Below are 23,378 nucleotides of genomic sequence, written 5' to 3' on the forward strand. Positions count from 1 at the left end.
TTTATGTGAGTATGCCTAGGTAATGCTCATAGAGCTTGAAAATGTATAAAATGAGAATCTCTAAACCCGTAATTATAGCAAGTAAAATCCAGCCTTTTGCGTTTTTTAGCATAGGAATGAAGTTTTTGAGCCCAAAGATTCTAAGCGTGAGGGCAAAATACAGCACGCCACCAAGCGAAGAGGCTAATGCCAAACCACTCGCGCCTAAGGGGTGCATAAGCATGAGTGAAAATCCCACGCCACACAGCAGCGAGAGTGCAGAGATCTTAGCAGCTTTGCCCTGCAAGTTGTGCGCATAGAGCCAGAGGGAAAAAATCCGCGCCAATCCATAGGGAAGCAGCCCTAGCATATACATACCAAACGCCATACCCACCGCCAAAGTATCCTCGCGTACAAATTTATTGCGCTCAAAGAGTAGCCAAGTGATCTCATCTCTAAGCATCACGCCCCCAATCACACACACCCATAGCACAAGCAGCAAAAACCAAAAGGCGTTTTTCATCAACGCTAGGGCTTGTGTGTGTTGGGTATTTTTCACAGCTTTGGCTATGGTGGGGAAAAGCGCGGTGGATATGGCGATAGCAAAGAGCGCGAGGGGGAGTTGGAAGATTCTGTTGGCATAATACAAATAGCTAATGGCTCCGGCACTTAGGTATGAAGCGATAACCGTGTCAAGAAACGAGGCGATTTGCGCAGTAGAGCTCCCTAGCACGGCAGGGAGGAAGCGCGAGAAAAATGCCCTAAGATCTTTAAGGATTTGTCTGAATCTAGGCGTTTTGGTGCCACCCCTCTGACTAAGAGCACGCCAAATCTCAACAACCCCAACGCCAAAGAGCCGACAATACCCAAGCCTAAAGAGCGGATAAAAATGCAGCGCAATCTGTGCCACTCCCCCACAAAGCACCCCATAGCTCAGGATATACACCGCGCGCATATCCTCGATATCACGCACAAAAAAGAGCGCGATAATCATACAGACATTGAGCAGGGCGGTATTATACGCGCTCACCCAAAAGCAGTTTTTGTATTGCAGCAGCGAGCTTAGAAAAGTCGCGACAAAAATAAGCTCTAAATACCAAAAATTTATCGCAACAATGGGCTTAGCGAGCTCGATATTTTCTTGTGAAAATCCATTGGCTAGGGCTTTGGTAACGAGCCCACTAAACTGCCACACAAAGAGACTAAGAAGCGAGATAATGCTAAAGAAGATTCCAAAGACTAAGACGCTAAATGCACCCTTTTTGCGCGCTTGGATAAAGTTTGGCAAAAAGCTTTGCACAAACGCGCCCTCGGCAAAGATTCGACGACAGAGATTGGGGAATTTAAACGCTACAAAGAAAATATCGCTAAGTATCCCAGCCCCCAAAAACGACGCCATACACAAATCTCGCACCAAACCAAAGACGCGAGAACACAAAGTGCCAATGCTGTTTGTCAAAAATGCCTTGCGTATCACAAACCCTCTTTTATGCAAAAATAAATTTAAGTCTAAAAAGGCTACAATAGGGCATTATAACACCTAAAAGCTTTAAGGGGAGTATGGATGCAGGATTTTCACTCTGTGGTGGTGCGTGATGTCTGGGATATTAAGGAATGTTTAGAGAGTATTTGCGCCACATACGCGCTTAAGGGAGCTGTGTATGAGATTTTGCGTATCCGCACTTTTAAGCAATTTAGCAATCAGCAAGAGAGAATCGCGCTTAGCGTAGAGGAGTTTGCAAATCTTATGCAAGATGAGGGCGCGTATAATGCGGCGGGATTTGAGGTTAGTCAGAGTTTTGATATTAGTGTGCGCGAGGCTAGGGAAAGTGATTTGGTGCATTTTGTGGCTTTGGAAGTGGATGCGTATCGCCACACACTCACGCTTGTCTTAAGGCAAGGGCTAGAGATAGCTAGTGAGCAGTTTTGGGAGGAGCTCTACCACGAGATAGAATGCCAAAAGGCTCTGTGTGGCGTTATCATTGAGCCCCTTGATGAAGCACTAAAACCTAGCGCAATTGCTAATCTCAAAACACAATGTGGTGATCTCTCGGGCGTGCTAGATGATGATGTGCGGGTAGAGATTTTGCGCACGAGTGTGTATAAGCCACAGATTCACTCAAGTGCGGTGCTGCTGCCCAAAGTGGCGTGGGAGCGCAAAAATGCTATGAGCTTAGAGGCTGCCTCGTATGCGGTGGATGCGCAAGAGGAGGTTTTGTGCGTGAGTGTGCCACAAGATGGCGTGAGCGGGAGGGATCTAGCGGGGCGTTATGTGGAGATTGAGACACAATCAGAATCTAGCTTAGATTCTAAAAAGCCGCTAGCCATCATATACGATGACAAGCTTTTTAGCAAGCTAGAGCAGGAGGGGAGTATCGTCTATACCGCGCTTAGCAAGGGCTTTGTGTCTTTTAGCGATAATACCCTCAAACTCCTTGAGCTCCAAGAATTTAAAGAAATCACTATGCGCTCAACCGGGAGTCTCGTGGGCGGGATAGAAAAAGATATGATGGTTACCATCACTTGCCCAAATCCCCAAAACGACGCGCTAGGGCAGGGGACGATGCTGGAGGCAGCGCAGATAGATATCGTGGGTTCTGTGGGGGAAAAGGCGCAAATCATCGGTGTGGATGTGAAGATTCATGGACAGACGCACCAGAGCTCGAGTGTCAGGGCGAGGCGTTGTGAGATTGATTTTTTAAAAGGCAGTGTGAGGGCGGAGGATATTAAGATTAAGCATTCAGAAATGGGGCATATTGATGGGCGTGAAGTCGAGATTGATGAAGTGAGTGGGGGCAGCGTGCGTGCGAAGAATCTTAAGATTCACAAACTGCACTCCCACGCCAAAGTGTATGTCTCCGATACGCTAGAGCTACAAACGCTTGTGGGGAGCGAAAATGAGATATATTTAACGACGGGCTATTATGCGCTGCGTGAAGCCATAGAGCGTAGCAATGCCCAAATAGAGCATTGTATCCAAAAGATAAACGCGCTTTTGCATTTGCTAAACAAAAACAACGCACTCATCAAGCAGAGCAAGCCCATCATCGCCCCGCTCAAAGCGATCATAGAAGAAAAGAAGCGACTACAAGAGCCAATAGATTCTAAAATCACAAAGGCGGTGGCGGAATATGTCCTAACGCTCAAGCGCGCACGCTTTTTAAAAGAGCGCATTTTGTCGCTTCAAGCCAGTGCCAAGGCAAGCAACAACGCCCTGCAAGAGATAGATGAGGGGTTAAAAAAGGCAAAAATCCTCATCCATAGTCCGTGGAATAACCACAACGAGGTGTTTTATGAGTATTTGTTCCCCAAAAAGGGGCGTGATATGCTCACGCTCCAAGATGCCAAGCAAAGCCATATCATCATCGATAAAAAAAATCACAAATTGCTTTTGGTGGATACCCTGCCCAAATCCAAAGAGCAAGACTCTCCTAGTCCAACCACGCAAGATTCACAAGGCGCATAAGAAGCCCTTAGGTAGCGAAAATTTTTTTGGCAATCCGTATGAGTTTGTTTTTTATTCTCACTAGTAGCGGTTTTTTGAGAGAGTTTTCAAACGCGCAGATTCTATCAAACGCGAGTTGGGAGAGTGCAATCTCATCGGGATAGGCGATTGGAAATTTTGTATTAAGCGCGGGTGGGTTATAGACATTGCCCTCCTCTCCGCAATGCACGCCACTCCCATCAAATCCGAGCTGATAGATATATGAGCGGCTAGGCGTGAGGGTTAGGGCGTTGTGCTTGTAGGCTATGAGGTAGTTAAAGATTGCCCAAGTTTTGAGCTTGCCCTTTTTGTTGAGGATAAATTGCTCATAGTAGCGCAAAGCACCATTGAGATCGATGGCTTTGATATCGGCTTTGCTAAAGTTTTGCTCCACCCACGCAATGTCGCGTTTAAAATACTGCCATCTATCATTCCAGCTAGCCCAGCCCCAGCAGTGGGGTATGCACCAAAAATAGCTATCGCCTAAACCCGTAGAATCTATGGGGTGTGACCACGCGCTAATGCTCCACACTCGCTTTTCTCGCTCGTAGCGATTTAGCGCGTCATTCATATAGTCCAAAAACACGGGCGAGACGAGAATATCATCTTCTAAAACGATGGCTTTGCCATATTGTCTCATCGTGGCACTTACGCCATCGATGATAGAATCTGCTAAGCCAAAATTATGAGGGCGTTCAATGATAGTAATACTTTTGAATTGCCCCCCCCCCTTGTATGTTTAGAGATTCTTTTAGTGATGCTATGTATGCGCGCACGGCGAGGACTTGCGGGGTAGATTCTGCATTTTTGGGCGCGTCTGAGTAGATGATGAGATCGCTGCGCGGGCTTAGGGCATTTTGTGCAAGGCTTTGGATCACTTTTTGGGTGTGGGCTAGGCGGTTATGCACAAAGAGCACGATGGGGGCTAGCATACTAATCCTTTATGAAAGCTCTAGCATTCTATCAAGCGCGATTTTTGCCCAATGCTGCGTGTCAGAATCCAAAAGCACTTCATTAATTGGCATACCATCTTCATACGCCCTTAGGCAATCTAGCAAATCTTGGAGCGTTGTTTCATTCATCGTGGGGCACTCGGGCTTAGAGGCAGAGAGCACAAAGGTGGTGCTCACTCCATTGAGTTTAGGGCGCAGGCGATTGACGAGGTTAAACTCCGTGCCAACCACCACTTTTTGCTCTAAGGGCAGGCTTTGCACATAGGCGATGATTTGGCTTGTCGAGCCCACAAAATCCGCGACACTCACCACGCTCGGATCGCACTCGGGATGCACGACGACCTTGATATCTGGATACTTTTGGCGATAAAACTCCACATCGCTTATGCTAAAGAGCTGATGGACTGAGCAAAACCCATCATAGCACACCACATCGCTCTCTAGGATCTCTTCCTTGCTCGCACTTCCTAGCACACAGGATTTTTTGTTATCGGCTATGGCGAGATTCTGTCCTAGGCATTTATCAGGGAGGAAAAAGATTTTTTTGCCCTTAGCCTTGGCGTAGTCAAAGATTTTTTGCGCATTGGCGCTCGTGCAGACAAGCCCGCCCATTTTGGCGACTTTGGCTTTCACATCGGCATTGGAGTTGATATAAGTGATGGGGAAAATCTCCTCTCTTGCTACGCCATAGCTCTGCAGCGTGGCGATACTTTTGTCAAAATACTCCGAATCTATCATCCTTGCCATAGAGCAGCACGCCATTTTGGGCATAATCACGCGCTTTTGTGGGGCGAGGACTTTGACGCTTTGCCCCATAAACGCCACGCCACAAAACACGATGAGGTTTTTGGGGCTTTGGGAAGCCTTACGCGAGAGCTCGAGGCTATCGCCGCACAAATGCGCGAGAGATACAATCTCATCGCGTTGGTAGAAATGCGCCACCAAAAGCGCATCAAGCTTGTGGAGCAAGTCCTTAATCTCTAAAGTGAGTGTTTCTGGTGTAGCCGACATAATCCCTCCTTATGATAAAATCCCAAGATTCTGTGCGTATCGCACCTTAGTGCCGCTCTCAATCTGGGGTGTGAAATCCTCGATAAAAAGCACGATAGTTGAGCCCATATTAAACATTCCAAGCTCCTCGCCCTTTTTGATAGCAATGGGCGTGGCGTAGGTGTAGGTTTGGTTGCCTTTTTTGGCATTGGTGTGAATCTTTGGCTCACAATGAAAGACAATCGAGCCCACATTGAGCGCACCCACTGCGACAAAATACAGCCTTTTGCCATTGTGCATACTCGCCTTTAGCACCACGCGCTCATTACGGATAAAGAGATTGGCAAACTTTTTGAGTGCTGGGATATGCACAGGGAGCAGCTCCCCGCCAAAATACCGAATCTCCTCAATTTGCATATCGCAAGGGGCGTGGTAGCGGTGGTAATCACGCGGGGAAAGGTAGAGGTTTATGTAGGTAAACTCCGTATTTTGGGGGATCTGCTCGCCCAAAAGCTCGTTTATATCATAGCCCATTCCTTTAATTTGCAGGGCTTTGTGTTGGGAGGTTTTGGCAGATTCTGTGATGAGGGAATCTGTGGGGGAGATGAGCACATTTGGTGTGGCATCAAAAGCGCGTGGGTGTCTAAGCTTGCGCGTAAAGAGTTTGTTAAGCGTGGTGAAGTTTGCGCTCTCCTCAAACTCGCTGAGATCGATGTGAAAAATCGCGACATACACGCGATTGATAAAAGACTGAATTACCCTAGGGAAAGCCGTGGAGGCGAATGCACCAAAAAGGCGCGAGATGAGGTTTGTCATAGAGAATCCTTTTTGTGAGAAGTGGTTTTATGGAGGGTTTTGCCGCGTATGGCAAAGCCCCAAAAAAGCGGCGTGTTGCATACGCACAGAAGGATTTTTATCGCATAATCCCAGAGTGCCATCAGCAGCACATCTGCGTGAGGTTGGACAAACAAAAAGGCGATATGAAAGAAAATCATCGTATCGATACATTGGGAGAGCAAGCTCGCACCATTGCTGCGCAGATACCAGATTTTTGGGAATTTTTGTTTGAGATAAAAAAACACATACACATCAAGCACTTGCGAGCAGCAAAACGCACACACACTCGCGCAGGCTATGCGAAATTCTGCAGCAAAAATACTCGGGATAAACGCTAGCACAAGCCCTAGGCGCAGGGTTTTTAGCACTTGAGCCCTACTATATTTTTCACTTAAGATATTCATTAGCAAAAAACTTAGCGGGTAGCACAGCGCACCATAGGTTAAATGCGTGCCAAAGACGGGGTATTGCACGCTAAAATTTGCTAGCACGATGATGGCGGCAAAGCCTAGTGCAGAGAGAATAAATGTGTGCTTACTCATTTGTGTCATAGTTTATTGTGCGTATTCCAAAAGCTTTTTATACATGAGCACGCCTACGCGTCCGGCGAGTTTATCGACATCGGTATTGTTTGGGAGGGATTCTGAAATCTGTGTGACAAAGGTGGGGTTGCCCTTGCAGTCTATAATCGTGATATTGGCCTTGATACTCGCAGGGCTAGGCATTTGGAAGGAGACGCGAAGTTGCTGCGAGGCTTGTGAATCTAGGCGATAGAATTTTACCAATTCTTTTTGTAGATGGGTTGTGAGTACGGACGCACCTTCCTGTGTGGGATTTTCAATCACAAGGGCGATACGAGGCTTTGGCGAGTTGGATTCTAATATATCAGCATAGAGCAGAGCAGAGGCATTGCTAGAAGCACCTAGCGCGTTGAGATAGTTTTGTGCCCCTAGTGCCTTGCCAAGCTCTTGGAGAAGTGTATTGTATTCTTTTAGTGTGATATCCCCACACGCGAGATTGAGGGATTGCAGGGTATCAAGCGCGCTTTTTTGCTCTTTTTTCAGTTGAGCGATAAAATCTTGTTTTTCTACCATTGCACGCACAAAATACACATTCCCAACGTGCTCTGCCTGATAGGAGACATTGCTTAGCGTGGTTTGGGAGATGCTTTTTTCAATCACTTGGGACATATTGCTAGATTCTATCCCATCGCTATATTTTTGCGACAAACTCGTGCTTGATCTCACATTGACTTGGAGATGGGAGAGCATATCAGTGATAGCATTGTCCTTGGCAGCTTGGAGATTTTTATCACTCGCCACGCCATAGAGATTGTCCTTGTCGTTTTGGCTTTGGTAATACCAGCTTGGCGGCTTGGGACTATCTTGACACCCTAGCAAAAGCAAAGCCCCCATCGCTGCCCACAATACACGCATAACTGCCCTTATCTACTTTGCCATCTCTAAGATTCTTACCAACTCACGGATTTATTAGAACCCACTTTGATGATATTTGCCTCATCATCCCACACGACTTCGCCCGTGGCTAGATCAGTAAGTGTGAGCAGGAAAAAATAATCCGTGCGTTGCTTGCCACTAACCTTGACATTTTTTTGCCAAATCTTGCCAGAGAGTGAGAGCTGCGCGCCCTTTAGCTGCCCTTTTTCAATCACGCTATATTGATCAAACTCCTCATTGCCGCGCGTCTTTGCCCTTATAGAATCTATCATCTTATCGCCGCTTGCCCCACTGCCCGAGATGGCAAGCGAGAGCTTGAACTTCCCGCTATTGCGCATATCTCGCGTAATCTTCCTGCTAAGCTGCTCGACATCAATATTTTGCATTGTATCGTTGATAATGTCTGAAATCACAAGCACTTTTGGTTGTTTAATGCCCCGCACATAGCCGCTTGAGAGCAGAGAAGCGATGGATTTTTCTGCCACACTTTCGATATCGTGATAATCTAGCCCCATACTCGCATACGCTCGTGAATCTCCCGCATCCACATACTCGGGCCCATTGTTGCACGCGCTAAAGACAAGCACACTCACTAAACCTAAAAACACTCTTGAGATTTTTTTCATTTTTTGCTCCCTTTTTGCTTTGGTTTCAAATCTCACTGCCCGCGCAGTTTTTGGATACTTATGGTTGTGGGACGCAACCGAATGTAGAGAATGTTATCATTTTTTTGACACAAAATCAATTTTTCCGCGCTCAACTTTTCGTTGCCTTGGGGCTTGCAAGCTGCGGAGATCTCGAGGTTTATGAGCGGTTTTTGGTTGCCTATGAGCTGATAAGATCCTGCAGTGTTTGGTATCTGCACCGCGTGAATCTTTTTGGGCAAAACGCTTGAGATTCTCACATCTGCTGAAGTCGTGCTCGCAGAATAAATCATACCTGCCAAACTCCCATAAATCCCGGCTTGATCGCTTAGCACGGATTGCGTGAGGGCTTTTAGCACTGCCGAGCTTATGGCTCTTGCTATGATAAAGTCAAATTGTGCTTGAAACTCATTGGTGATCACGCCCTCAAGATCAGCGATTGTAGAGGCTTTGAATGTTTTGTTGTTGCCTTTGACATTGAGATTGGTATGAAACTCCTTGCCATTTATGAGCTTAGGGAGTGCCACACCCACATGCAGCACGCTGCTACTCACCAAATATGTGGGGAGATTGATAGAGATCTCTTCTTTTGTCGGACTCATACCATCTTCGATGATAAGCCATGTGTATGTGCCACTGCCGCGTTTTCTGCGAGATTCTAGCACGCGTATATCCTCATCGATCACCTCTGCCTTACTCATACCATAGGATTCTTTGTAGAGATCAAGCGACTTTGCCCAATCAGATTCAAGCATAAAAAATAGCGCAGAGACATAGCTCACCGCGGGATTTATGAAGTTGTTATAGGCTTGATAGGCATTAAGATTAGAGTATTGTTTAGCAAGGAGTGTCTTCGCTGCTTTGGCGGTATGATTTTTATCAACCTTTTGCATATTGCTATTTTGGCTATTTTGCACCTCTTGATTAGTGAGGGCTTGTTCAATATCCTTCCTAAAGTAGTCTTTGGCGCGTCTTTGGCGATCGTTAGCGCGGTTAAACTCTACCCTAGCAAGCGCGTTTTTGCCCTCTTTCATCAGCACGAGTGCCTTGTAGTAGTTCATCAGCACACCCTCATAGATGTTGCCACGATAGGTTTTGACATTTTCATTGACTATTACCGCCGCCGCACCGCTAAAAATCCCAGAAAACAAGCCCTCCTGCTCGTATTGGCTAAAGATTTTCTCGCTCTCATCAAGGATTGTGAAACTCTCTTGATTATTGAGTTGCGAAGCCACGATACCAGATTCAAATCCCCATAGCACTTCATCGTCTTTGCTATCGTATTTGGATTTGGCAAAGCTATACGCACCCTCCAAATCCCCGCCATAATACTTGTCGTTAAACTTCTGCATAGCGCCTTGGTGCGAGCAGCCACTAATGGCAAATACCAGCATAAAGAGCGTGGCGAGATAACTTGATGTTTTCATTATCACTCCTTACATTAGTGATGGTGGTGTAAGCATGGAGATTTGTCCTTATCAAGCAAAGCGCGACATTGTATAATTCCTATCCTTAAAGACAAGGCAATAAATACCCTAGAATGCAGCGAGAATCTTAAGGATTGAAAAGCTATAATCCTTGCCTAAGGTTTGTGCCAACTTTCATTAAATACTAAAGGCTAGATTCTATGTATAAACAACGCGTTTTAGAGGCTCTGCAGGCTATTAAGAGGGGCGAGATGATCATCATTATGGACGATGAAGACAGGGAGAATGAAGGGGATTTAGTGATGGCGGGGATTTTTAGCACGCCAGAGAAAATCAACTTTATGGCAAAGGAGGCGCGCGGGCTCATTTGTGTCTCACTCACCCAAGATATCGCCACGCGTCTTGATCTCGCGCCTATGGTGGAGACAAATAGCTCCAATCACGAAACGGCTTTCACGATATCTATCGACGCCGCAAGTGCTAAGACAGGGATTTCTGCGCACGAGCGGGATTTGACGATACAGCTTATGTGTCAGGATTACACCACGCCAAAGGATTTTGTGCGCCCGGGGCATATCTTCCCGCTTATTGCTAAAGAAGGCGGGGTGCTCGTGCGCACGGGGCATACAGAGGCGAGCGTGGATATTTGTCGCCTTGCGGGAGTGAAGCCAATTAGCGTGATTTGTGAGATTATGAAAAACGACGGCACGATGGCGCGCGATACGGATATCGTGGCGTTTGCTAAGGAGCATAATCTCAAGATTCTCTATGTCTCAGATCTCATCCAATACCGCTTGCAGTATGAGAAGCTCATCACATTGCAGGGCAGGCTAGAGGCGCACTTCCTTGATAAGCCTTGCCTCAAATACACATTTTTAGATCATATCCAGCACCAGCATATCGTGTATGGGTTTAATCTAGGGGAGTGCAAGACGCCGCTTGTGAAGTTTCACACCATTAGAAAGGATTATGAATATTTTGAAGATTCTCTGCAGGCGCATAAGGTATTTATGCAAAGTGTGGAAATGCTCCAAAATGAGGGTGGCTATCTCATCTGCCTTGATACCAAGCCACAGCAGGATCTAAAGACGCTAGGCATTGGCGCGCAGATTCTGCGAGAGCTAGGCATAGAGGAGTTTAGGCTACTGCACTCAAGCGCAGAGAGTGCGAGTATGGCATTTAACACACTTAGTGGGTTTAATCTAAATCTAACACAAAAGGTGCTGCCATATGAGAGTGAGGCGAGATAGAGCCGTGCTGCTGATAAGACTTCGCACACGAAGGCGTTATTTGGGCGCTTGTTTTAGAATCTTATGGCTAGGATTTGTGTGTATGGGGAGTGTAATAGCTCAGCCTAGCCCTCCTCAATCACACACCACACTCCAAGAAACCTCCACCAAAGACTTAGAATCTCCCCTAAAATCCCATATCGCTGCTGCTAGCCCAAATGATACAGAATCTAGACAAGCCAAAGATTCTGTAGATTCTGTGAGTAAAGACGCCTCTATGAGCACGGAGGCACAGAGTGCAGAGGCGCGCACGACACAGGAGCAGATTCACTCCCTAAAAGCCCAGATACAACAACTCCAAGATGAAGTCAATGCGCTCAAAGCACCCTTCTCTAAGAGCACAGAGCGCAAGCGTTATGGGCTCTTTATCGGCGGCGGTTTTGGGGGATTGTATGTCTATGATGATGGTAGGGGGGAGGATTTTGGGATCGTGTCATTTGTGCTAAGGGCGGGGTATCAGCATTATTTTGGATTTTTGGGCGTGAGGGCGTATGCTGAGAGTGCCAATGGCGCGGAGGCACACGAGCGCGAGGACATTATGCACATAGGGTATGTCAATCTCCACTCGCTTAATCTCGATGTGATGCTCGATGCGCATTTTAGGAAATTTTCTATGGGCGTGTTTGGTGGAGTTTCGCAGATGTGGGCTCTGTATAGGAATGAGTTGCAATATGGCGATGGGTATGCGAAATTTTATGGACGCCATAGCGGGTATTTGGGCGCATACAATATCGGCGCGGCTCTGACGTGGCGGCAGATTCATAGAGTTGAGGTGGGCTATAGGATTATGCCCACACAAAAGGATATCAAAGTCAGCAATATGCTCACGCTCGCGTATCAATATGTGTTTTGATGAGTTTTAGAATCTAAGAGTTTGGGTGGATGTGAGAATATGTTGGAGTGCCGTTGCAAAAGTAATGGTCGGAGTAGCGGGATTTGAACCCACGACCTCACCCACCCCAAGGGTGTGCGCTAGCCAGACTGCGCTATACTCCGCAAAAGTCGCAATTATACGCAGACTTTCCTCAAATTGTGCTTAATGCTGTGGCTTTGGGCTATGGAGCGGGAGGGCGGCGATGAGCTCGGCGCGCTTGGTGTGGCTTATGAAGCTTAGCTTTCCGTTTATGTCGCGGCTTTGTCGTGCGTGGTGGCGTTGGCAATACTCCTCTAGGGGGTAGATTCTAAAAGGCTGTGTGTTTTTGAGAATCTCACGCTTCACAAAAAAGAGATTTGTCCCGCTAGAATCCGCCCCCACAAAGGCATAGCCCTTGTGAGAGCCCAAATCTATCAATGCCCTAATGCTCGCCCCAAAATACAATCCACTATAATGGGCTTTGAATCTATCAAAGTCCTCTCTGTATGGGACGCTCACGCTTTGTGTCGCGCCAAAAATGGCGTTGTATTCTATCACGACGATGGCTGGAGCGATGCAGGTGAGATTTTCCCACACATAGTAGTCGTTGCCATCGATATCGATGCTAAGCAGCGCGACATTGTCCAAATCCCTAGAATCTAGCCATTCCTGAATGATGGCGTTGATATTGTCCTTGGTGATAAATGCGCATTTAGCGTGCAAATCGTGCTTCCAATACACTTCATCGCGCTTGATGTAGTCGATATTTGCCTGCGAGCCATCAATCACAAGCCCCTGAAAATTCCTTAGTTTGAGCAAAAATCTCGTGTTGGATTCTGTGTAGTTTTCTACACCAAACTCCACAAAGGCGCGCGGATACGCACTCAAATCCAAAATATGGAGCAAAAAGTCAATAATCCCATCTTCGCCATTTTGGCTATATACGCTAAACTCGCTAGATTCTATTGATATATTGCAATTTGTCTTTGACAAATTGCTATCGTCAATGGGAGCTAAGCCCCCATTGTCTCCGCTGCGCGAACATACAAAAGATTTTTTAGAATCTAAGTCGCGCTTTGGTGCCGCCACCTCATCAACGCCACTTGGGCTAACGCCTTTTCTATAAACCAAATTTGCTTGTGGCAAATTGCTATCGCTCGTGGAGAGTGAATCTCCACTCGCTCCGCCATTATTGAATCTTGGCGCACATACACTGCCCCAATTTAGTGCTTGAGACTGCTTAGATTCTGTAATGTCGCTGGTGGTTTTAGGTTTTAGAGGTGTTGGCTCCTGCCCCCCCCCCCCAATGTAGCATTAGAAGTAGTATGAGATGTCGCCTTAGGCATTGCGTTCGCTGCCAAATGGGCGTTGCGCAGGGAGAACTCTTTGCCAAGGAGCATAGAGAGTTTGTCAAGTCTTTGGTGGGTGGAAAATGTGAGGTGTGTGCGTATCTTATCGACTATGGGGCGCAAAAGTGCTTTCATCGCTCGCTCCTTGCTGTGGTTTAAAATGGCGCGATTATAGGACAAAATATCTTAAGGCACACATAAGCTGTTTCCTTTGGTAATTATCAAAAAAAAAAAAAACAAGTTTTTTTTAGCTTATGTAGCTAGATGACAAAAAACTATGTAAGAATGTATAGAGATTTATCTAACTGTAGCAAAGGTAGCGTAATGCAAAGACGGGGTTTGTGTAAAATATTTGTGAGCTTAGGGCTTTGGTGTCTCTCGTGTGCCTTGGGCGATGAGACTAGAGAGCGGCATGGGTTTTTGTGGCTTGTGGGCTTGGAGGTTTCGGGCTTTGGGCATAGTGCGGGCAGTGCTAGGATAGATTCTGTAATCAGTGGTTTGTATGTCAATGGAGAGTATATCTATCACGATATTTGGAAAATCGGTGGGGAATTTGTGCTCGGGGGCGGTGGGGCTCTAAGATATAGCGGAGAAAATCTCCCCATCATCACCACGCCCAACACAGAGCCTACCCGCAAAGGCTCTGCTCTCCTAGTGTTTAATAACACTTCCAAGTTTGGTTACAATCTCCATGCAAAGGCGCAAAGATGGGATTTCCCTCTGTATCTTAATATCGTGTGGCGCTCCGATCAGCTCTTAGCCGGGCAGGCCGAGGGTGTGTTTAACACGATACTCTATTCACAGAGCTTTTATCTCGAGCTTGAGGCAAGGACGCGCATCGCCTCAAAGACGCATTTAGAATATAGCGCGGGTGCGGGATACACGATGGGCTATGCGGATTTTTTGCATATCAGTGACGAGAAAGCGTATAGGACGCGCTTTAAGGAGGGTGGCTTGTATCTAGGTGGGCATTTGGGAGTGGCGTATGATGTGCGCAATGATGTGTATTTTTTCACGCGTTTGCACGCACGCTACTACGATCTTGGGGAATCCAGCTCCGTGCTTGTCCCCGCTGCGGGAGATAATAAGCTCACTACCGATGCAAATGTGTATTATCCCAAAAATAGCACATATTATGTGGGTGTGCAGTTTGGATTTGGGTTTTAGGAGGTAAAATGAAAAGGTTTTATGGGATTTTTCTGTGTATCTTGCCTCTAGCGGCAGCAGATGTGATAAAAGAGGGCTTGTATAAATCGCTTGGTTTTGGGCTAGGGTATTATTACTATGGCGAGTGGGATCAGGTGGGTGCGCCTTTTATGCACACAGATGAGGCGTTGTTTGGGATTGTGGGTAATCTTGGCTATGCCAAAAATGGCATTAAAGTAGAGGTGAGTGCAGACGCGAGCTTTGTCATAGGGCTTTATACAGGGAGCGTGCTAGATTCAAGCAATCCGGACTTAAGGGGCAAACCGCTTAAGCAACCAACAAGCGCGACAATTTATCACGGAGAGTTTAAGGCGGGCTATGATCTCCTCTCGCATTTTTTTGGTGCGTCTAATGCCACGCTTTATGCACAGGCGGGAGTGGGGTATAGATTCTATCGTGATGGTTTTTTGTCTATGGTGCGCCATCAGGGCTACTTGTATGTGCCCCTTGAGATTGAGGGCGAAGTGCGCCTAGGGCGAAAACTCGGCTTGGAGTATCTGCTAGGCTATAATTATCTCGTGTTTGGGGATCATAAGAGCTTGGCTAGTCAGTGGCATTATAGTGGGGATTTGATAGTCAAGCAGGATTCTGGATTTGGGCTAAAGTCTTTTGTGGGTTTGAGCTTTAAGGGCAGAGATGAGAATGTCAATACCATACGGCTTGTGTATGAGTTTTGGAGCATTGCTGCTTCACCATCAAGCGTGTTTCTCACCTCAAGTGTGACAGGATTGCGCGGGTATCTCTATGAGCCTAGAAACAAAACGCACACCATCACGCTGCAATATCTCTATAGCTTTTAGGCATTGCTTGGCTGCTTGTTTTTGGCACTCTCTTGTCGTTATAGAATCTCTTAGTGCTTATTAACATAAGTCAATTTTTTTGTTTTGGGTTTTTTATAGAATGTCGTTTCAAAATTTTAAAACAAAGGAAAGATATGTTAGACACACAGACAAAAGAGATTGTAAAAAGCACGATTCCGGCACTCAAGCAGTATGGAGAGGACATCACAAAGGTGTTTTATCGCGAGCTTTTTTCGCGTTATCCGCAGGTGCAAGGTATGTTTGATATGGAAAAGCAAAAAAATGGCAAGCAGCCAAAAGCCCTCGCAATGGCGATTTTAAATGCTGCAAACAATATCGATAACCTAGAGAAAAGTCGCGCTTTTGTGGAAAACATTGGCAAAACGCATGTGAGATTGAATGTGGCACCAGAGCATTATCCGCTTGTGGGCGAGTGCTTGCTTGTGGCGATTAAGGAGGTGCTAGGCGAGGCGGCGAGCGATGAGGTTATCGAGGCTTGGGGCAAGGCGTATGGGGAGATTGCGGAGTTTTATATTAAGGTTGAAGAAAAAATTTATCAAGCGCGGAAGTAGCCTATACATTATCAATGCAAGTTTTTGCTTGTGGCAAAAACTTGTTATCGCTCGCGGAGAGTGAATCTCCGCTCGCTCCGCTTACGCGAGCATACATTGCGTTTTTTGGCAAGTTTATAGAATCTCTTGGTGCAATCTCGTCAGGAACGCCACTTAGGCTAGCACCTTTTCTATAAACCGAGCTAGATTCTATAATTTAATGCAAGTTTTTGCTTGTGGCAAAAACTTGGTATCGGGGCTTGAGGCAGAGCCCCCTCGCCCCTCCGCTTGCGCGAGCAAATACTTCGTTTTTTGGCTAGATTTTAGAATCTTTTGGAGCTAGCACCTTTTTGTAGATTCTAGAGGTTGATGGTTTATTGTCTCGTTTTTAGGGGATTGATGGAGCGTGGGCTTGTGCGGCAAACCCACAAAAGATAGATTAGTTTTTGTCCTTATCCACCAGCTTGCCTGCCCCAATCCAAGGCATCATTGCCCGTAGTCGCTCGCCCACTTGCTCGATTTTGTGATTAGCTAGATTTTTGCGCTCGGCATTCATCCTCGCATATCCCGCTTTGCGCTCTAAGATAAAGTCTTTTGCAAAGCGTCCCTCTTGAATATCGCTTAAAATCTCTTTCATCGCCTTTTTAGATTCTGCATTTATCACACGCGGACCGCTTATCATATCGCCATACTCGGCGGTATTAGAGATAGAATACCGCATTGTTGCTAGCCCTCCCTCATACATCAAATCAACGATTAGCTTTAGCTCGTGCAAGCACTCAAAATACGCCATCTCTTCAGGATAACCTGCCTCGACTAATGTCTCAAATCCTGCCTTTACTAGGCTACTCACGCCCCCACAAAGCACCGCTTGCTCGCCAAATAAATCCGTCTCGGTTTCGTCTTTAAATGTCGTCTCGATAATCCCACTGCGCCCACCGCCAATGGCTGCGGCATAGCTTAGTGCAATCGCCTTAGCATCGCCCCTGCTTGTGTCCTGCTCTATGGCGATTAAATCTGGAATCCCACCACCTTTGACAAACTCGCTGCGCACTGTGTGTCCGGGGGCTTTTGGGGCGACCATAATCACACCCACGCCTTTTGGGGCTTTAATCTGTCCAAAATGGATATTAAACCCATGCCCAAAGGCGATGATTTTATCCTCGCTCAAATGTGCTTTAATGTCGTGCTCAAACACATCAGCTTGCAGCTCATCAGGGATAAGGATCATCACGACATCTGCCCATTTTGTCGCCTCGCTCACCTCTAGCACCTTGAAGTTTTTCGCCTCTGCTTTAGCCCAACTCTTGCCGCCTCTATAAAGTCCGATGACAACCTCCACACCGCTATCACGCAGATTCTCCGCGTGTGCGTGCCCCTGACTTCCAAAGCCGATGATGGCTACCTTTTTGCTTTGAATAAGTCTTAAATCACAATCTTTGTCGTAATACACTTGTAATGCCATTGCTAACTCCTTGCTTAAATTGATACAACCACATATTACACCAAAACTTGTATAAAAATTTACTAAAATCCTAGTTTGGCAGGGCAAATTCCCTAGTGCGAGCTATGCTATAATGCCACCCTTGTTGTTTATAGAATCTAAGCAGTAAGCGACACCACAGAATCTAAGCAATCTCAAGCACTAGATTTTAGGCAGTGTATGCGCGCCAAGATTTGGCAATGGCGGAGTGAGGGGATTGCTTCCCTTGCCCTAGCTCAAATCGCGTTCCTGACGCGGCTACACTAAAAACCACAGAATCTCGCTTAAAAGTTGCGTGTATGCTCGCGCAGCGGAGCGAGCAGAGATTCACTCTCTGCGAGCGGCAACAAGTTTGCCTTAGCAAACTTGCGTAAAATTATAGAATCTAAGGCGGGTTTATAGAAAAAGTGTTAGCCCAAGCGGCGTCAATGATGTGGCGATACCAAAGATTCTAGAATCTCGTATTTAGATTCTGTGTATGCTCGCGTAAGCGGAGGGGCGAGGGGCTCTGCCCTAAGCCCCGATAACAAGTTTTTTGCTAAAGCAAAAAACTTGCATTAAATGATAGGTTCTAGCTCGGTTTATAGAAAAGGTGTTAGTCCAAGCGGCGTCAATGATGTGGCGACACCAAAGATTCTAGAATCTCGCTTAAAAGTTGCGTGTATGCTCGCGCAGCGGAGCGAGCAGAGATTCACTCTCTGCGAGCGGCAACAAGTTTTTTGCTAAAGCAAAAAACTTGCATTAAATATAATAAAAAGGCAGTGTGATGAAACTTTGGCTTGTTGTTGGGGTGATTTTTGCGGTGCTAGCATTGATGAAGTTCTATGCCTATCGCCGATTTTTGCGCCATAGCGTTGTGTTTAGATCTCATAGGATTTTGCTTATATTGCTACTTAGTGCGCTGTATGCGGGGGAGCTTGCGTTTTTCTTTTTGGCAAAAGATCGCGGCTTTGATCATCGCACTTATATCGCGCTTGGTTCGTGTGTGATTGTGAGCTATGGCTTGTTTTTGGCGTGTGTGATTGGGGATATATCGCGCAGTGCGGGCAGGGCGATCTCTACCCGCGCTACAAATACAAGCGCGATGGAGCTGCTAGATTCAGGGCGGCGGAGATTTTTAAAAATTGTGCTAGATTTGGGGGTTTTGGCGCTTTTTGTTTTCTTTAGCACTAAGAGTATCAAAAACGCCCTTTCTATCCCCAAAGTGCGCGAAGTTAGCGTGGAGATTGATGGCTTAGAGACGCCCAAAAGCATTGCGATGATTAGCGATGTGCATATTGGCAAGATGATTCAGGGGGATTTTGTGCGTGGGATTGTGGAGGCTATCAATGCGCTTAATGCCGATATTGTCGTAATTGTGGGGGATTTAGTCGATGAGGATATTGCCTTTGTCAAGGAGTTTTTGCTCCCGCTAAATGACTTACAAAGCAGGGAGGGCGTGTATTATGTCAGCGGCAATCACGAGTATTACCACGGCATAGAATCTATCAGCGCGTTTCTCAAAACCCTAAACCTCAAGGTGCTTGAAAACGAGCATATCGAGCTAGAGGGCTTCAATCTCGCGGGCGTGAGTGATTTGGCAGGATCGCGATTTGGGATTTTGCCCCCAGATATTAGGCGCGCCCAGAGTGGGCTAAACCCGCAAAAGCCTAGTATCCTGCTTGCTCATCAGCCAAAGTTTGTGCGCCAAAACGATGTGAGCGCGTTTGATCTCGTGCTGTGTGGGCATACGCACGCCGGACAGGTGTTCCCCCTCTCGATTTTTGTGTGGCTCGATCAGCACTATATCCACGGGCTTTATAGGCTAGATTCTAAAACGCAGCTCTATGTGAGCTCTGGCGTGGGATTTTGGGGACCGGCGATGCGGTTTTTGGCTCCAAGCGAGATTGTGAATCTAAAGCTAATGCCAAGCTCGCAGCACACAAGGGCGTAGCGGGGCGTAGGTTGGGGCGTAGATTCTAAGCAGAAGTGTGCTATGATGAGGAATTGACAAAAAGAAAAAGGAGTGAGATGAGTATATTTGACGCGGTGGTGCTAGGGATTATCGAGGGGCTTACGGAGTTTTTTCCCATTTCTTCCACGGGGCATATGATTTTGGCTTCTAGCGTGCTTGGGCTGCCCCAAGATGAGTTTTTGAAAACCTTTGAGATTGCTATCCAGCTTGGTTCGATTTTGGCGGTGCTTTTTTTGTTTTATCAGCGATTGTTGCAGGGAGTGGATATTTGGATAAAGCTCTGCATAGGCTTCGTGCCCACGGGGATTTGTGGGCTATTTCTCTACAAATATATTAAGCAGCTTTTTGATGGCTATGTCGTGGCGATAATGCTCATTGTGGGCGGGATTGTGTTTTTGCTCATCGAGTATAAGCACAAAAATAAAATCTATCCGACTAACGATATCGCCCAAGTGAGCTACAAGCAGGCGTTTCTCATTGGGCTTATGCAATGCCTTGCGATGATACCGGGCACTTCGCGCAGTGGCGCGACTATCGTAGGCGGGCTATTGCTAGGGCTCAATCGCCGCGTGGCAGCGGAATTTTCCTTTCTCCTAGCACTGCCCACGATGTTTGCCGCCACGGGCTATGATGTGTATAAAAACCTCCATATTCTTGATATGGCAAATGTCCATATTCTCCTTGTGGGCGGGGTTGTGGCGTTTGTGTGTGCGATTGTGGCTATTAAGTTTTTCTTAGCTTTTATCTCGCGCTTTAGCTATGTGCCCTTTGGGATTTATAGAATCTGCATAGGCGCGCTATTCCTCGCGCTCTTTGCAAGCGGGGTGTTTGATGCGCATTCCGAGCTTTTTGTGGAGTAGATTCTGTGCGATCTGCTGTATCGTCCTTGTGTGTGCGGCGGGCTACGCGCAGGCAAAGGAGCGGTGGTTTGGGTTTGGGATAAGCCTTAGCGGCGGGTATTATGGCTATGAGGAGCCGCGAGTGATGAGCATTAGTGGCGCAATGTATGGCGTGAGTGGCCATGTGAGCGCGACGCACCAGAGGTTTAGCCATCGTTTGAGTGCGAGCTACTTTAGCGGTATCACGCGCTATGAGGGCAGCGAGTGCAGTGTCGCCAATCCCCTTATCTGCACGTCATTGCGCACTAACTCGCAAGATTCCTACTACACCTTAGAATACCGCCTTGGCGCGCTTGTGTATGGGGATAGGGGTGGCTTTGTGTATGCGGGGCTTGGGCTTGGGTTGTGGGATTTGCACAATTCCATCAGTGCAAGCAGTGGGTATGATAGGGAGCAGAGCTATGTGTATCTGCCGCTATTCCTCCACGCCCAATACGCCATTTCTCAGGATATGTCGCTTTATGGGATTTTAACCTATCAGCATTTGCTGCGAGGGTATAATACAAGCCATTTTCGCGATATAGGCTTTGATAACGATCTTTTTTTTACGCAGGATAGGGGCTATGGCGTGCGCTTAGAGCTTGGGCTAAAGCGTGATTTGCGCTCCTATGGGTATTATGGCGCGATTGCGTTTGGGGCGTATGTGCAGTATTGGAATATCGCAGATTCTAGCACCCATAGCGCGTATCGCAATGGCGCGTTTCAGGGCTTATACCACGAACCGCACAATAGCACGCAGGCTATGGGCGTGAGTGTGGGCTATGAGTTTTGAGGCGATGAGTTACACAAACATACTCGCAAGGAGCTTCATATCCACAAAGAGGCTAATGCTAAAGCCAAGGATATTGCCCGCCATCATAATCCAAAAGCCCAGATGATACACGCCCGCATACATCAGACAAAAAATGCTTATAGGGAAAAGCACCACGCCAAGCCCGATATACACATAGCCCAGCACGCACATCGCTAGTCCTAGGTAAAAGAGCCAAAGACGCATATCACCCCTCTTTAGAATCTTGTGCATGTAGAGAATCTGCGCGGTGTCTTTTGCTAAGCCAGAGGTTTATGCACTCCACGCTTAGTGAAAAAGCGATAGCAAAATACAAATACCCCTTAGGGATATGGAAATGCAGCCCATCTGCCACCAACGCCACGCCAATAAGGATCAAAAACGCAAGGGCTAAAACCTTGATAGTGGGATTTTGCTCCACAAACTCCGAAATCCCCTTAGAGGCTATCATCATCACACCCACTGCGATGATTATGGCTAGCACCATCACCGCGAGATTTTCTGCCATACCCACCGCCGTGATGACAGAATCTAGCGAAAAGACAATATCAAGCACCGCGATTTGTGCAAGCACCAATCCAAAGGCACTAGATTGCCTAATCTTTGAATCTTGCTCCTGTCCCTGCGCCATTTGGTGAATCTCAATCGTGGCTTTGTAGATGAGAAAAAGCCCGCCCAAAAACAGCACCAAATCGCGTCCAGAGACGCTAAAATCCCCGAGGCTAAAAAGCGGCGCGGTGAGCTTGGCGATGACAAAGATAAGGCTAAGCAGCGCGATACGCGTGAGCATTGCCAGAGCGAGCCCTAGCAGGCGTGCTCGCGCGCGCAAATGCTGCGGGAGGCGCGAGGTGAGCACTGCGATAAAGATGATATTATCAATCCCTAGCACAATCTCCATAAGACTTAGCGTGAGTAGCGCCATCCACGCGCTAGGCTCAAGCACCCACGCAAACGCCTCTATCACAACCACCCCTTTTTCTTAAAATACACGATGGGGAAGATTGTCGAGAGGATCATTATCACAAGCACGACAGGATAGGCATACTCCAAATGCGTCTCGGGCATATAGTCAAAGTTCATACCATAAATCGTGCCAATGAGCGTGGGGGGCATCATCGCCACGGTTACGACGGTAAAAAGCTTGATGGTTTTGTTTTGCTCGATATTGATTTGGTTGGTGAGGATTGTTTGGATATTATCGAGCGCGTTCATATTGACGGTGTTAAACTCCACGAGCGAGTTTAGGTCCTTTAGCACGATACTTAGGCTTTGCTTAGTTTCTGTATCGGGCTTGCTGCTGCGGAGCATTGCTGTGATCGCGCGCCGTTTGTCAAAGAGCGAATCGCGCACGCTCATATTGAGCTCTTGGAGGTTGGCGAGGGATTCTAGCATTTGCTTATAGTCTGTGAGCTCTTCATTAAAGACATTCTTACGCAGGATTCTCGTCTCTTTGGCAGCCGATTCTAGCAAGTCCGCGTCTTTCTCCACGCGCGCCTCAAACATCTTGCTCACCAAATCAAAGCCATCTTCAAAGATTTTGGGGCTAGCGAGCACGATTTGCTGAATCTCCTCAAAGACTTTGAGCTCGCTATAGCGGATAGTAAAGAGGATATTTTTGTGCAGGATAAAGGTGATGGTTTCATTGACGAGGCTCTGCTCTGTGCGCACCAAAAAGTAGGTGTTGATCGTGATAGAGCCGCTATCCTCCCAATAGCGCGCCGACTCCTCGATCTCCTCGCGCTCCTCTTTGGTAGGAATGTCGAGATTATACGCATTGGCGATATAATCCACCTCTAGGCTGCTGGGCTCAAACAAATCAATCCACAGAATCTGATCGCGGATATTTTGCGTAGTATCGAGCTTTTGGCGCACCACGAGCCCATTTTGCTTTACAAACACATTCATTTACGCACCTCCTAGATTGCTCCTTATAGCCTGCTGCCTTGTAGTGTGGCGTATTGTAGCAAACAAAGTGCGTGCTTGTAAAGGCTCTAGGCTTTGCTTTAATTTAGAAACGCACTGCCCACACACTGCGCTTTTTTAGCGGTTTGGATTTTAAAGAGCAGAGCAATATTTGTGAGCGAGACTCTCAAGGGAATAGAGAATCTGGGGCATTGCAAGGTTTTAGATTCTCAAACAATGGCAGAATCTAGTTCCATAGATTCTAAAGATTGGCAAAATCTAAGCAACTTACAAAATCCACAACGCCAAATAATCCTAGCAAGGCTTTGCCAAATGTAAAAAATAGTGCGTGCGTGAGCACGGGCCGATTTAGATTTCTGAATCTGCGTCAGATTCTATAAATTTTTTGGGGCTTAGGTTCTGTCTTTGTGCGTTGTTTAGAATCTCCTTGGATTCTGTGCGTGTTTTAGAATCTCTCGGGCTAGATTCTGTAAATGCCCTAGACTCTGCAGCTCCTAGATTCTGTGTTTT

General features: G+C 46.9%; 26 protein-coding genes and 1 tRNA gene. 11 read left to right on the forward strand and 16 right to left on the reverse strand.

Annotation, left to right across the window (positions count from 1 at the left end; all coding sequences use genetic code 11):
• Position 1: 1 nt before the first annotated feature.
• Positions 2-1,456 (reverse strand): murein biosynthesis integral membrane protein MurJ, encoded by a 1,455-nt coding sequence (gene murJ, locus ACH2BK_RS07635; protein WP_395003119.1) that lies wholly within the window; start codon positions 1,454-1,456, stop codon positions 2-4.
• 87 nt (positions 1,457-1,543) lie between these two features.
• Here murJ and ACH2BK_RS07640 point away from each other — a divergent pair, with 87 nt between their 5' ends.
• Positions 1,544-3,445: a hypothetical protein gene (locus ACH2BK_RS07640; protein WP_395003121.1), complete on the forward strand. Its 1,902-nt coding sequence runs from the start codon at positions 1,544-1,546 to the stop codon at positions 3,443-3,445.
• A gap of 7 nt (positions 3,446-3,452) precedes the next feature.
• Here the strand turns inward: ACH2BK_RS07640 and ACH2BK_RS07645 are convergent, their stop codons facing one another.
• The 8 genes from ACH2BK_RS07645 to ACH2BK_RS07680 are packed head-to-tail and all read right to left on the reverse strand — an operon-like array spanning position 3,453 to position 9,771.
• Positions 3,453-4,103, reverse strand: a complete 651-nt coding sequence (locus ACH2BK_RS07645) for a hypothetical protein (RefSeq protein WP_395003123.1) — start codon at positions 4,101-4,103, stop codon at positions 3,453-3,455.
• Between the two features lie 55 nt (positions 4,104-4,158).
• The gene (locus ACH2BK_RS07650; protein WP_395003125.1) at positions 4,159-4,395 is read right to left on the reverse strand and encodes a hypothetical protein; all 237 of its coding nucleotides are present in this window, start codon (positions 4,393-4,395) and stop codon (positions 4,159-4,161) included.
• 9 nt (positions 4,396-4,404) lie between these two features.
• Complete coding sequence (nadA, locus tag ACH2BK_RS07655; protein WP_395003127.1) at positions 4,405-5,427, reverse strand: quinolinate synthase NadA; 1,023 nt, start codon at positions 5,425-5,427, stop codon at positions 4,405-4,407.
• 9 nt (positions 5,428-5,436) lie between these two features.
• Positions 5,437-6,222 carry a phosphatidylserine decarboxylase gene (locus ACH2BK_RS07660; protein WP_394995243.1) on the reverse strand — a complete coding sequence of 262 codons (786 nt, stop codon included), beginning with the start codon at positions 6,220-6,222 and terminating at the stop codon, positions 5,437-5,439.
• Positions 6,219-6,785: a queuosine precursor transporter gene (locus ACH2BK_RS07665; RefSeq protein ID WP_394995241.1), complete on the reverse strand. Its 567-nt coding sequence runs from the start codon at positions 6,783-6,785 to the stop codon at positions 6,219-6,221. Before ACH2BK_RS07665 ends, ACH2BK_RS07660 begins: the two co-directional genes overlap by 4 nt.
• Before the next feature lie 12 nt (positions 6,786-6,797).
• Positions 6,798-7,679: an LPP20 family lipoprotein gene (locus tag ACH2BK_RS07670; RefSeq protein WP_395003129.1), complete on the reverse strand. Its 882-nt coding sequence runs from the start codon at positions 7,677-7,679 to the stop codon at positions 6,798-6,800.
• A 35-nt stretch (positions 7,680-7,714) separates the two neighbouring features.
• Positions 7,715-8,326: a penicillin-binding protein activator LpoB gene (gene lpoB, locus ACH2BK_RS07675; RefSeq protein ID WP_394995236.1), complete on the reverse strand. Its 612-nt coding sequence runs from the start codon at positions 8,324-8,326 to the stop codon at positions 7,715-7,717.
• 32 nt (positions 8,327-8,358) lie between these two features.
• Positions 8,359-9,771: a COG3014 family protein gene (locus ACH2BK_RS07680; protein ID WP_395003131.1), complete on the reverse strand. Its 1,413-nt coding sequence runs from the start codon at positions 9,769-9,771 to the stop codon at positions 8,359-8,361.
• Positions 9,772-9,971: 200 nt separating this feature from the next.
• On the opposite strand from ACH2BK_RS07680, the gene ACH2BK_RS07685 reads away from it, so the two are divergent.
• Both ACH2BK_RS07685 and ACH2BK_RS07690 read left to right on the forward strand, forming a co-directional pair.
• Complete coding sequence (locus tag ACH2BK_RS07685) at positions 9,972-11,021, forward strand: bifunctional 3,4-dihydroxy-2-butanone 4-phosphate synthase/GTP cyclohydrolase II (protein WP_394995230.1); 1,050 nt, start codon at positions 9,972-9,974, stop codon at positions 11,019-11,021.
• A gap of 40 nt (positions 11,022-11,061) precedes the next feature.
• Positions 11,062-11,913 carry a FlxA-like family protein gene (locus ACH2BK_RS07690; protein ID WP_395003133.1) on the forward strand — a complete coding sequence of 284 codons (852 nt, stop codon included), beginning with the start codon at positions 11,062-11,064 and terminating at the stop codon, positions 11,911-11,913.
• Positions 11,914-11,978: 65 nt separating this feature from the next.
• Here the strand turns inward: ACH2BK_RS07690 and ACH2BK_RS07695 are convergent.
• The 3 genes from ACH2BK_RS07695 to ACH2BK_RS07705 all read right to left on the reverse strand — a co-directional run bounded on the left by ACH2BK_RS07695 (position 11,979) and on the right by ACH2BK_RS07705 (position 13,397).
• Positions 11,979-12,056 (reverse strand) — tRNA-Pro (locus tag ACH2BK_RS07695).
• A 40-nt stretch (positions 12,057-12,096) separates the two neighbouring features.
• The gene (locus tag ACH2BK_RS07700; RefSeq protein ID WP_395003135.1) at positions 12,097-13,044 is read right to left on the reverse strand and encodes a hypothetical protein; all 948 of its coding nucleotides are present in this window, start codon (positions 13,042-13,044) and stop codon (positions 12,097-12,099) included.
• A 143-nt stretch (positions 13,045-13,187) separates the two neighbouring features.
• Positions 13,188-13,397 carry a hypothetical protein gene (locus ACH2BK_RS07705; protein WP_395003137.1) on the reverse strand — a complete coding sequence of 70 codons (210 nt, stop codon included), beginning with the start codon at positions 13,395-13,397 and terminating at the stop codon, positions 13,188-13,190.
• A 204-nt stretch (positions 13,398-13,601) separates the two neighbouring features.
• On the opposite strand from ACH2BK_RS07705, the gene ACH2BK_RS07710 reads away from it, so the two are divergent.
• The 3 genes from ACH2BK_RS07710 to ACH2BK_RS07720 all read left to right on the forward strand — a co-directional run bounded on the left by ACH2BK_RS07710 (position 13,602) and on the right by ACH2BK_RS07720 (position 15,840).
• Positions 13,602-14,429, forward strand: a complete 828-nt coding sequence (locus ACH2BK_RS07710) for a hypothetical protein (protein ID WP_395003139.1) — start codon at positions 13,602-13,604, stop codon at positions 14,427-14,429.
• Between the two features lie 8 nt (positions 14,430-14,437).
• Positions 14,438-15,268, forward strand: a complete 831-nt coding sequence (locus ACH2BK_RS07715; RefSeq protein ID WP_395003141.1) for a hypothetical protein — start codon at positions 14,438-14,440, stop codon at positions 15,266-15,268.
• Between the two features lie 134 nt (positions 15,269-15,402).
• On the forward strand, positions 15,403-15,840 hold the full coding sequence (locus ACH2BK_RS07720; protein WP_395003143.1) for a globin domain-containing protein: 438 nt from the start codon (positions 15,403-15,405) through the stop codon (positions 15,838-15,840).
• A gap of 418 nt (positions 15,841-16,258) precedes the next feature.
• Here the strand turns inward: ACH2BK_RS07720 and ilvC are convergent, their stop codons facing one another.
• Positions 16,259-17,284: a ketol-acid reductoisomerase gene (gene ilvC, locus ACH2BK_RS07725; RefSeq protein WP_395003145.1), complete on the reverse strand. Its 1,026-nt coding sequence runs from the start codon at positions 17,282-17,284 to the stop codon at positions 16,259-16,261.
• Between the two features lie 579 nt (positions 17,285-17,863).
• Between ilvC and ACH2BK_RS07730 the strand changes: the two genes are divergently transcribed.
• From ACH2BK_RS07730 to ACH2BK_RS07745, 4 genes are all read left to right on the forward strand, one after another.
• Complete coding sequence (locus ACH2BK_RS07730; RefSeq protein WP_395003147.1) at positions 17,864-18,028, forward strand: hypothetical protein; 165 nt, start codon at positions 17,864-17,866, stop codon at positions 18,026-18,028.
• Positions 18,029-18,068: 40 nt separating this feature from the next.
• Entirely contained in the window at positions 18,069-19,235 is a 1,167-nt protein-coding gene (locus ACH2BK_RS07735; RefSeq protein ID WP_394995211.1) for a metallophosphoesterase, read from the forward strand.
• Positions 19,236-19,312: 77 nt separating this feature from the next.
• The gene (locus ACH2BK_RS07740; protein WP_395003149.1) at positions 19,313-20,116 is read left to right on the forward strand and encodes an undecaprenyl-diphosphate phosphatase; all 804 of its coding nucleotides are present in this window, start codon (positions 19,313-19,315) and stop codon (positions 20,114-20,116) included.
• On the forward strand, positions 20,085-20,927 hold the full coding sequence (locus ACH2BK_RS07745; protein WP_395003151.1) for a hypothetical protein: 843 nt from the start codon (positions 20,085-20,087) through the stop codon (positions 20,925-20,927). Before ACH2BK_RS07740 ends, ACH2BK_RS07745 begins: the two co-directional genes overlap by 32 nt.
• Positions 20,928-20,936: 9 nt before the next feature.
• Here the strand turns inward: ACH2BK_RS07745 and ACH2BK_RS07750 are convergent, their stop codons facing one another.
• The 3 genes from ACH2BK_RS07750 to corA are packed head-to-tail and all read right to left on the reverse strand — an operon-like array spanning position 20,937 to position 22,850.
• On the reverse strand, positions 20,937-21,152 hold the full coding sequence (locus tag ACH2BK_RS07750; RefSeq protein WP_394995203.1) for a hypothetical protein: 216 nt from the start codon (positions 21,150-21,152) through the stop codon (positions 20,937-20,939).
• Between the two features lies 1 nt (position 21,153).
• Entirely contained in the window at positions 21,154-21,867 is a 714-nt protein-coding gene (locus ACH2BK_RS07755; RefSeq protein WP_395003159.1) for a TerC family protein, read from the reverse strand.
• 38 nt (positions 21,868-21,905) lie between these two features.
• Complete coding sequence (gene corA, locus ACH2BK_RS07760; protein ID WP_394995200.1) at positions 21,906-22,850, reverse strand: magnesium/cobalt transporter CorA; 945 nt, start codon at positions 22,848-22,850, stop codon at positions 21,906-21,908.
• A 171-nt stretch (positions 22,851-23,021) separates the two neighbouring features.
• On the opposite strand from corA, the gene ACH2BK_RS07765 reads away from it, so the two are divergent.
• The gene (locus tag ACH2BK_RS07765) at positions 23,022-23,186 is read left to right on the forward strand and encodes a hypothetical protein (protein WP_395003153.1); all 165 of its coding nucleotides are present in this window, start codon (positions 23,022-23,024) and stop codon (positions 23,184-23,186) included.
• Positions 23,187-23,378 lie beyond the last annotated feature (192 nt).

The sequence above is a fragment of the uncultured Helicobacter sp. genome, assembly GCF_949282165.1.
GTDB lineage: Bacteria > Campylobacterota > Campylobacteria > Campylobacterales > Helicobacteraceae > Helicobacter_F.

Bases quoted from the DNA above. Each gene is read 5' to 3' on its own strand.
- ACH2BK_RS07705 (WP_395003137.1), bottom strand. From the start codon at position 13,397: ATGAAAGCACTTTTGCGCCCCATAGTCGATAAGATACGCACACACCTC.
- ACH2BK_RS07740 (WP_395003149.1), top strand. From the start codon at position 19,313: ATGAGTATATTTGACGCGGTGGTGCTAGGGATTATCGAGGGGCTTACG.
- ACH2BK_RS07685 (WP_394995230.1), top strand. From the start codon at position 9,972: ATGTATAAACAACGCGTTTTAGAGGCTCTGCAGGCTATTAAGAGGGGC.
- ACH2BK_RS07670 (WP_395003129.1), bottom strand. From the start codon at position 7,679: ATGCGTGTATTGTGGGCAGCGATGGGGGCTTTGCTTTTGCTAGGGTGT.
- ACH2BK_RS07735 (WP_394995211.1), top strand. From the start codon at position 18,069: ATGAAACTTTGGCTTGTTGTTGGGGTGATTTTTGCGGTGCTAGCATTG.
- ACH2BK_RS07640 (WP_395003121.1), top strand. From the start codon at position 1,544: ATGCAGGATTTTCACTCTGTGGTGGTGCGTGATGTCTGGGATATTAAG.
- ACH2BK_RS07645 (WP_395003123.1), bottom strand. From the start codon at position 4,103: ATGAGACAATATGGCAAAGCCATCGTTTTAGAAGATGATATTCTCGTC.
- ACH2BK_RS07720 (WP_395003143.1), top strand. From the start codon at position 15,403: ATGTTAGACACACAGACAAAAGAGATTGTAAAAAGCACGATTCCGGCA.
- ACH2BK_RS07755 (WP_395003159.1), bottom strand. From the start codon at position 21,867: ATGGCGCTACTCACGCTAAGTCTTATGGAGATTGTGCTAGGGATTGAT.
- ACH2BK_RS07680 (WP_395003131.1), bottom strand. From the start codon at position 9,771: ATGAAAACATCAAGTTATCTCGCCACGCTCTTTATGCTGGTATTTGCC.
- ilvC (WP_395003145.1), bottom strand. From the start codon at position 17,284: ATGGCATTACAAGTGTATTACGACAAAGATTGTGATTTAAGACTTATT.
- ACH2BK_RS07730 (WP_395003147.1), top strand. From the start codon at position 17,864: ATGATAGGTTCTAGCTCGGTTTATAGAAAAGGTGTTAGTCCAAGCGGC.
- ACH2BK_RS07660 (WP_394995243.1), bottom strand. From the start codon at position 6,222: ATGACAAACCTCATCTCGCGCCTTTTTGGTGCATTCGCCTCCACGGCT.
- ACH2BK_RS07750 (WP_394995203.1), bottom strand. From the start codon at position 21,152: ATGCGTCTTTGGCTCTTTTACCTAGGACTAGCGATGTGCGTGCTGGGC.
- corA (WP_394995200.1), bottom strand. From the start codon at position 22,850: ATGAATGTGTTTGTAAAGCAAAATGGGCTCGTGGTGCGCCAAAAGCTC.
- ACH2BK_RS07715 (WP_395003141.1), top strand. From the start codon at position 14,438: ATGAAAAGGTTTTATGGGATTTTTCTGTGTATCTTGCCTCTAGCGGCA.
- ACH2BK_RS07650 (WP_395003125.1), bottom strand. From the start codon at position 4,395: ATGCTAGCCCCCATCGTGCTCTTTGTGCATAACCGCCTAGCCCACACC.
- nadA (WP_395003127.1), bottom strand. From the start codon at position 5,427: ATGTCGGCTACACCAGAAACACTCACTTTAGAGATTAAGGACTTGCTC.
- lpoB (WP_394995236.1), bottom strand. From the start codon at position 8,326: ATGAAAAAAATCTCAAGAGTGTTTTTAGGTTTAGTGAGTGTGCTTGTC.
- ACH2BK_RS07665 (WP_394995241.1), bottom strand. From the start codon at position 6,785: ATGAGTAAGCACACATTTATTCTCTCTGCACTAGGCTTTGCCGCCATC.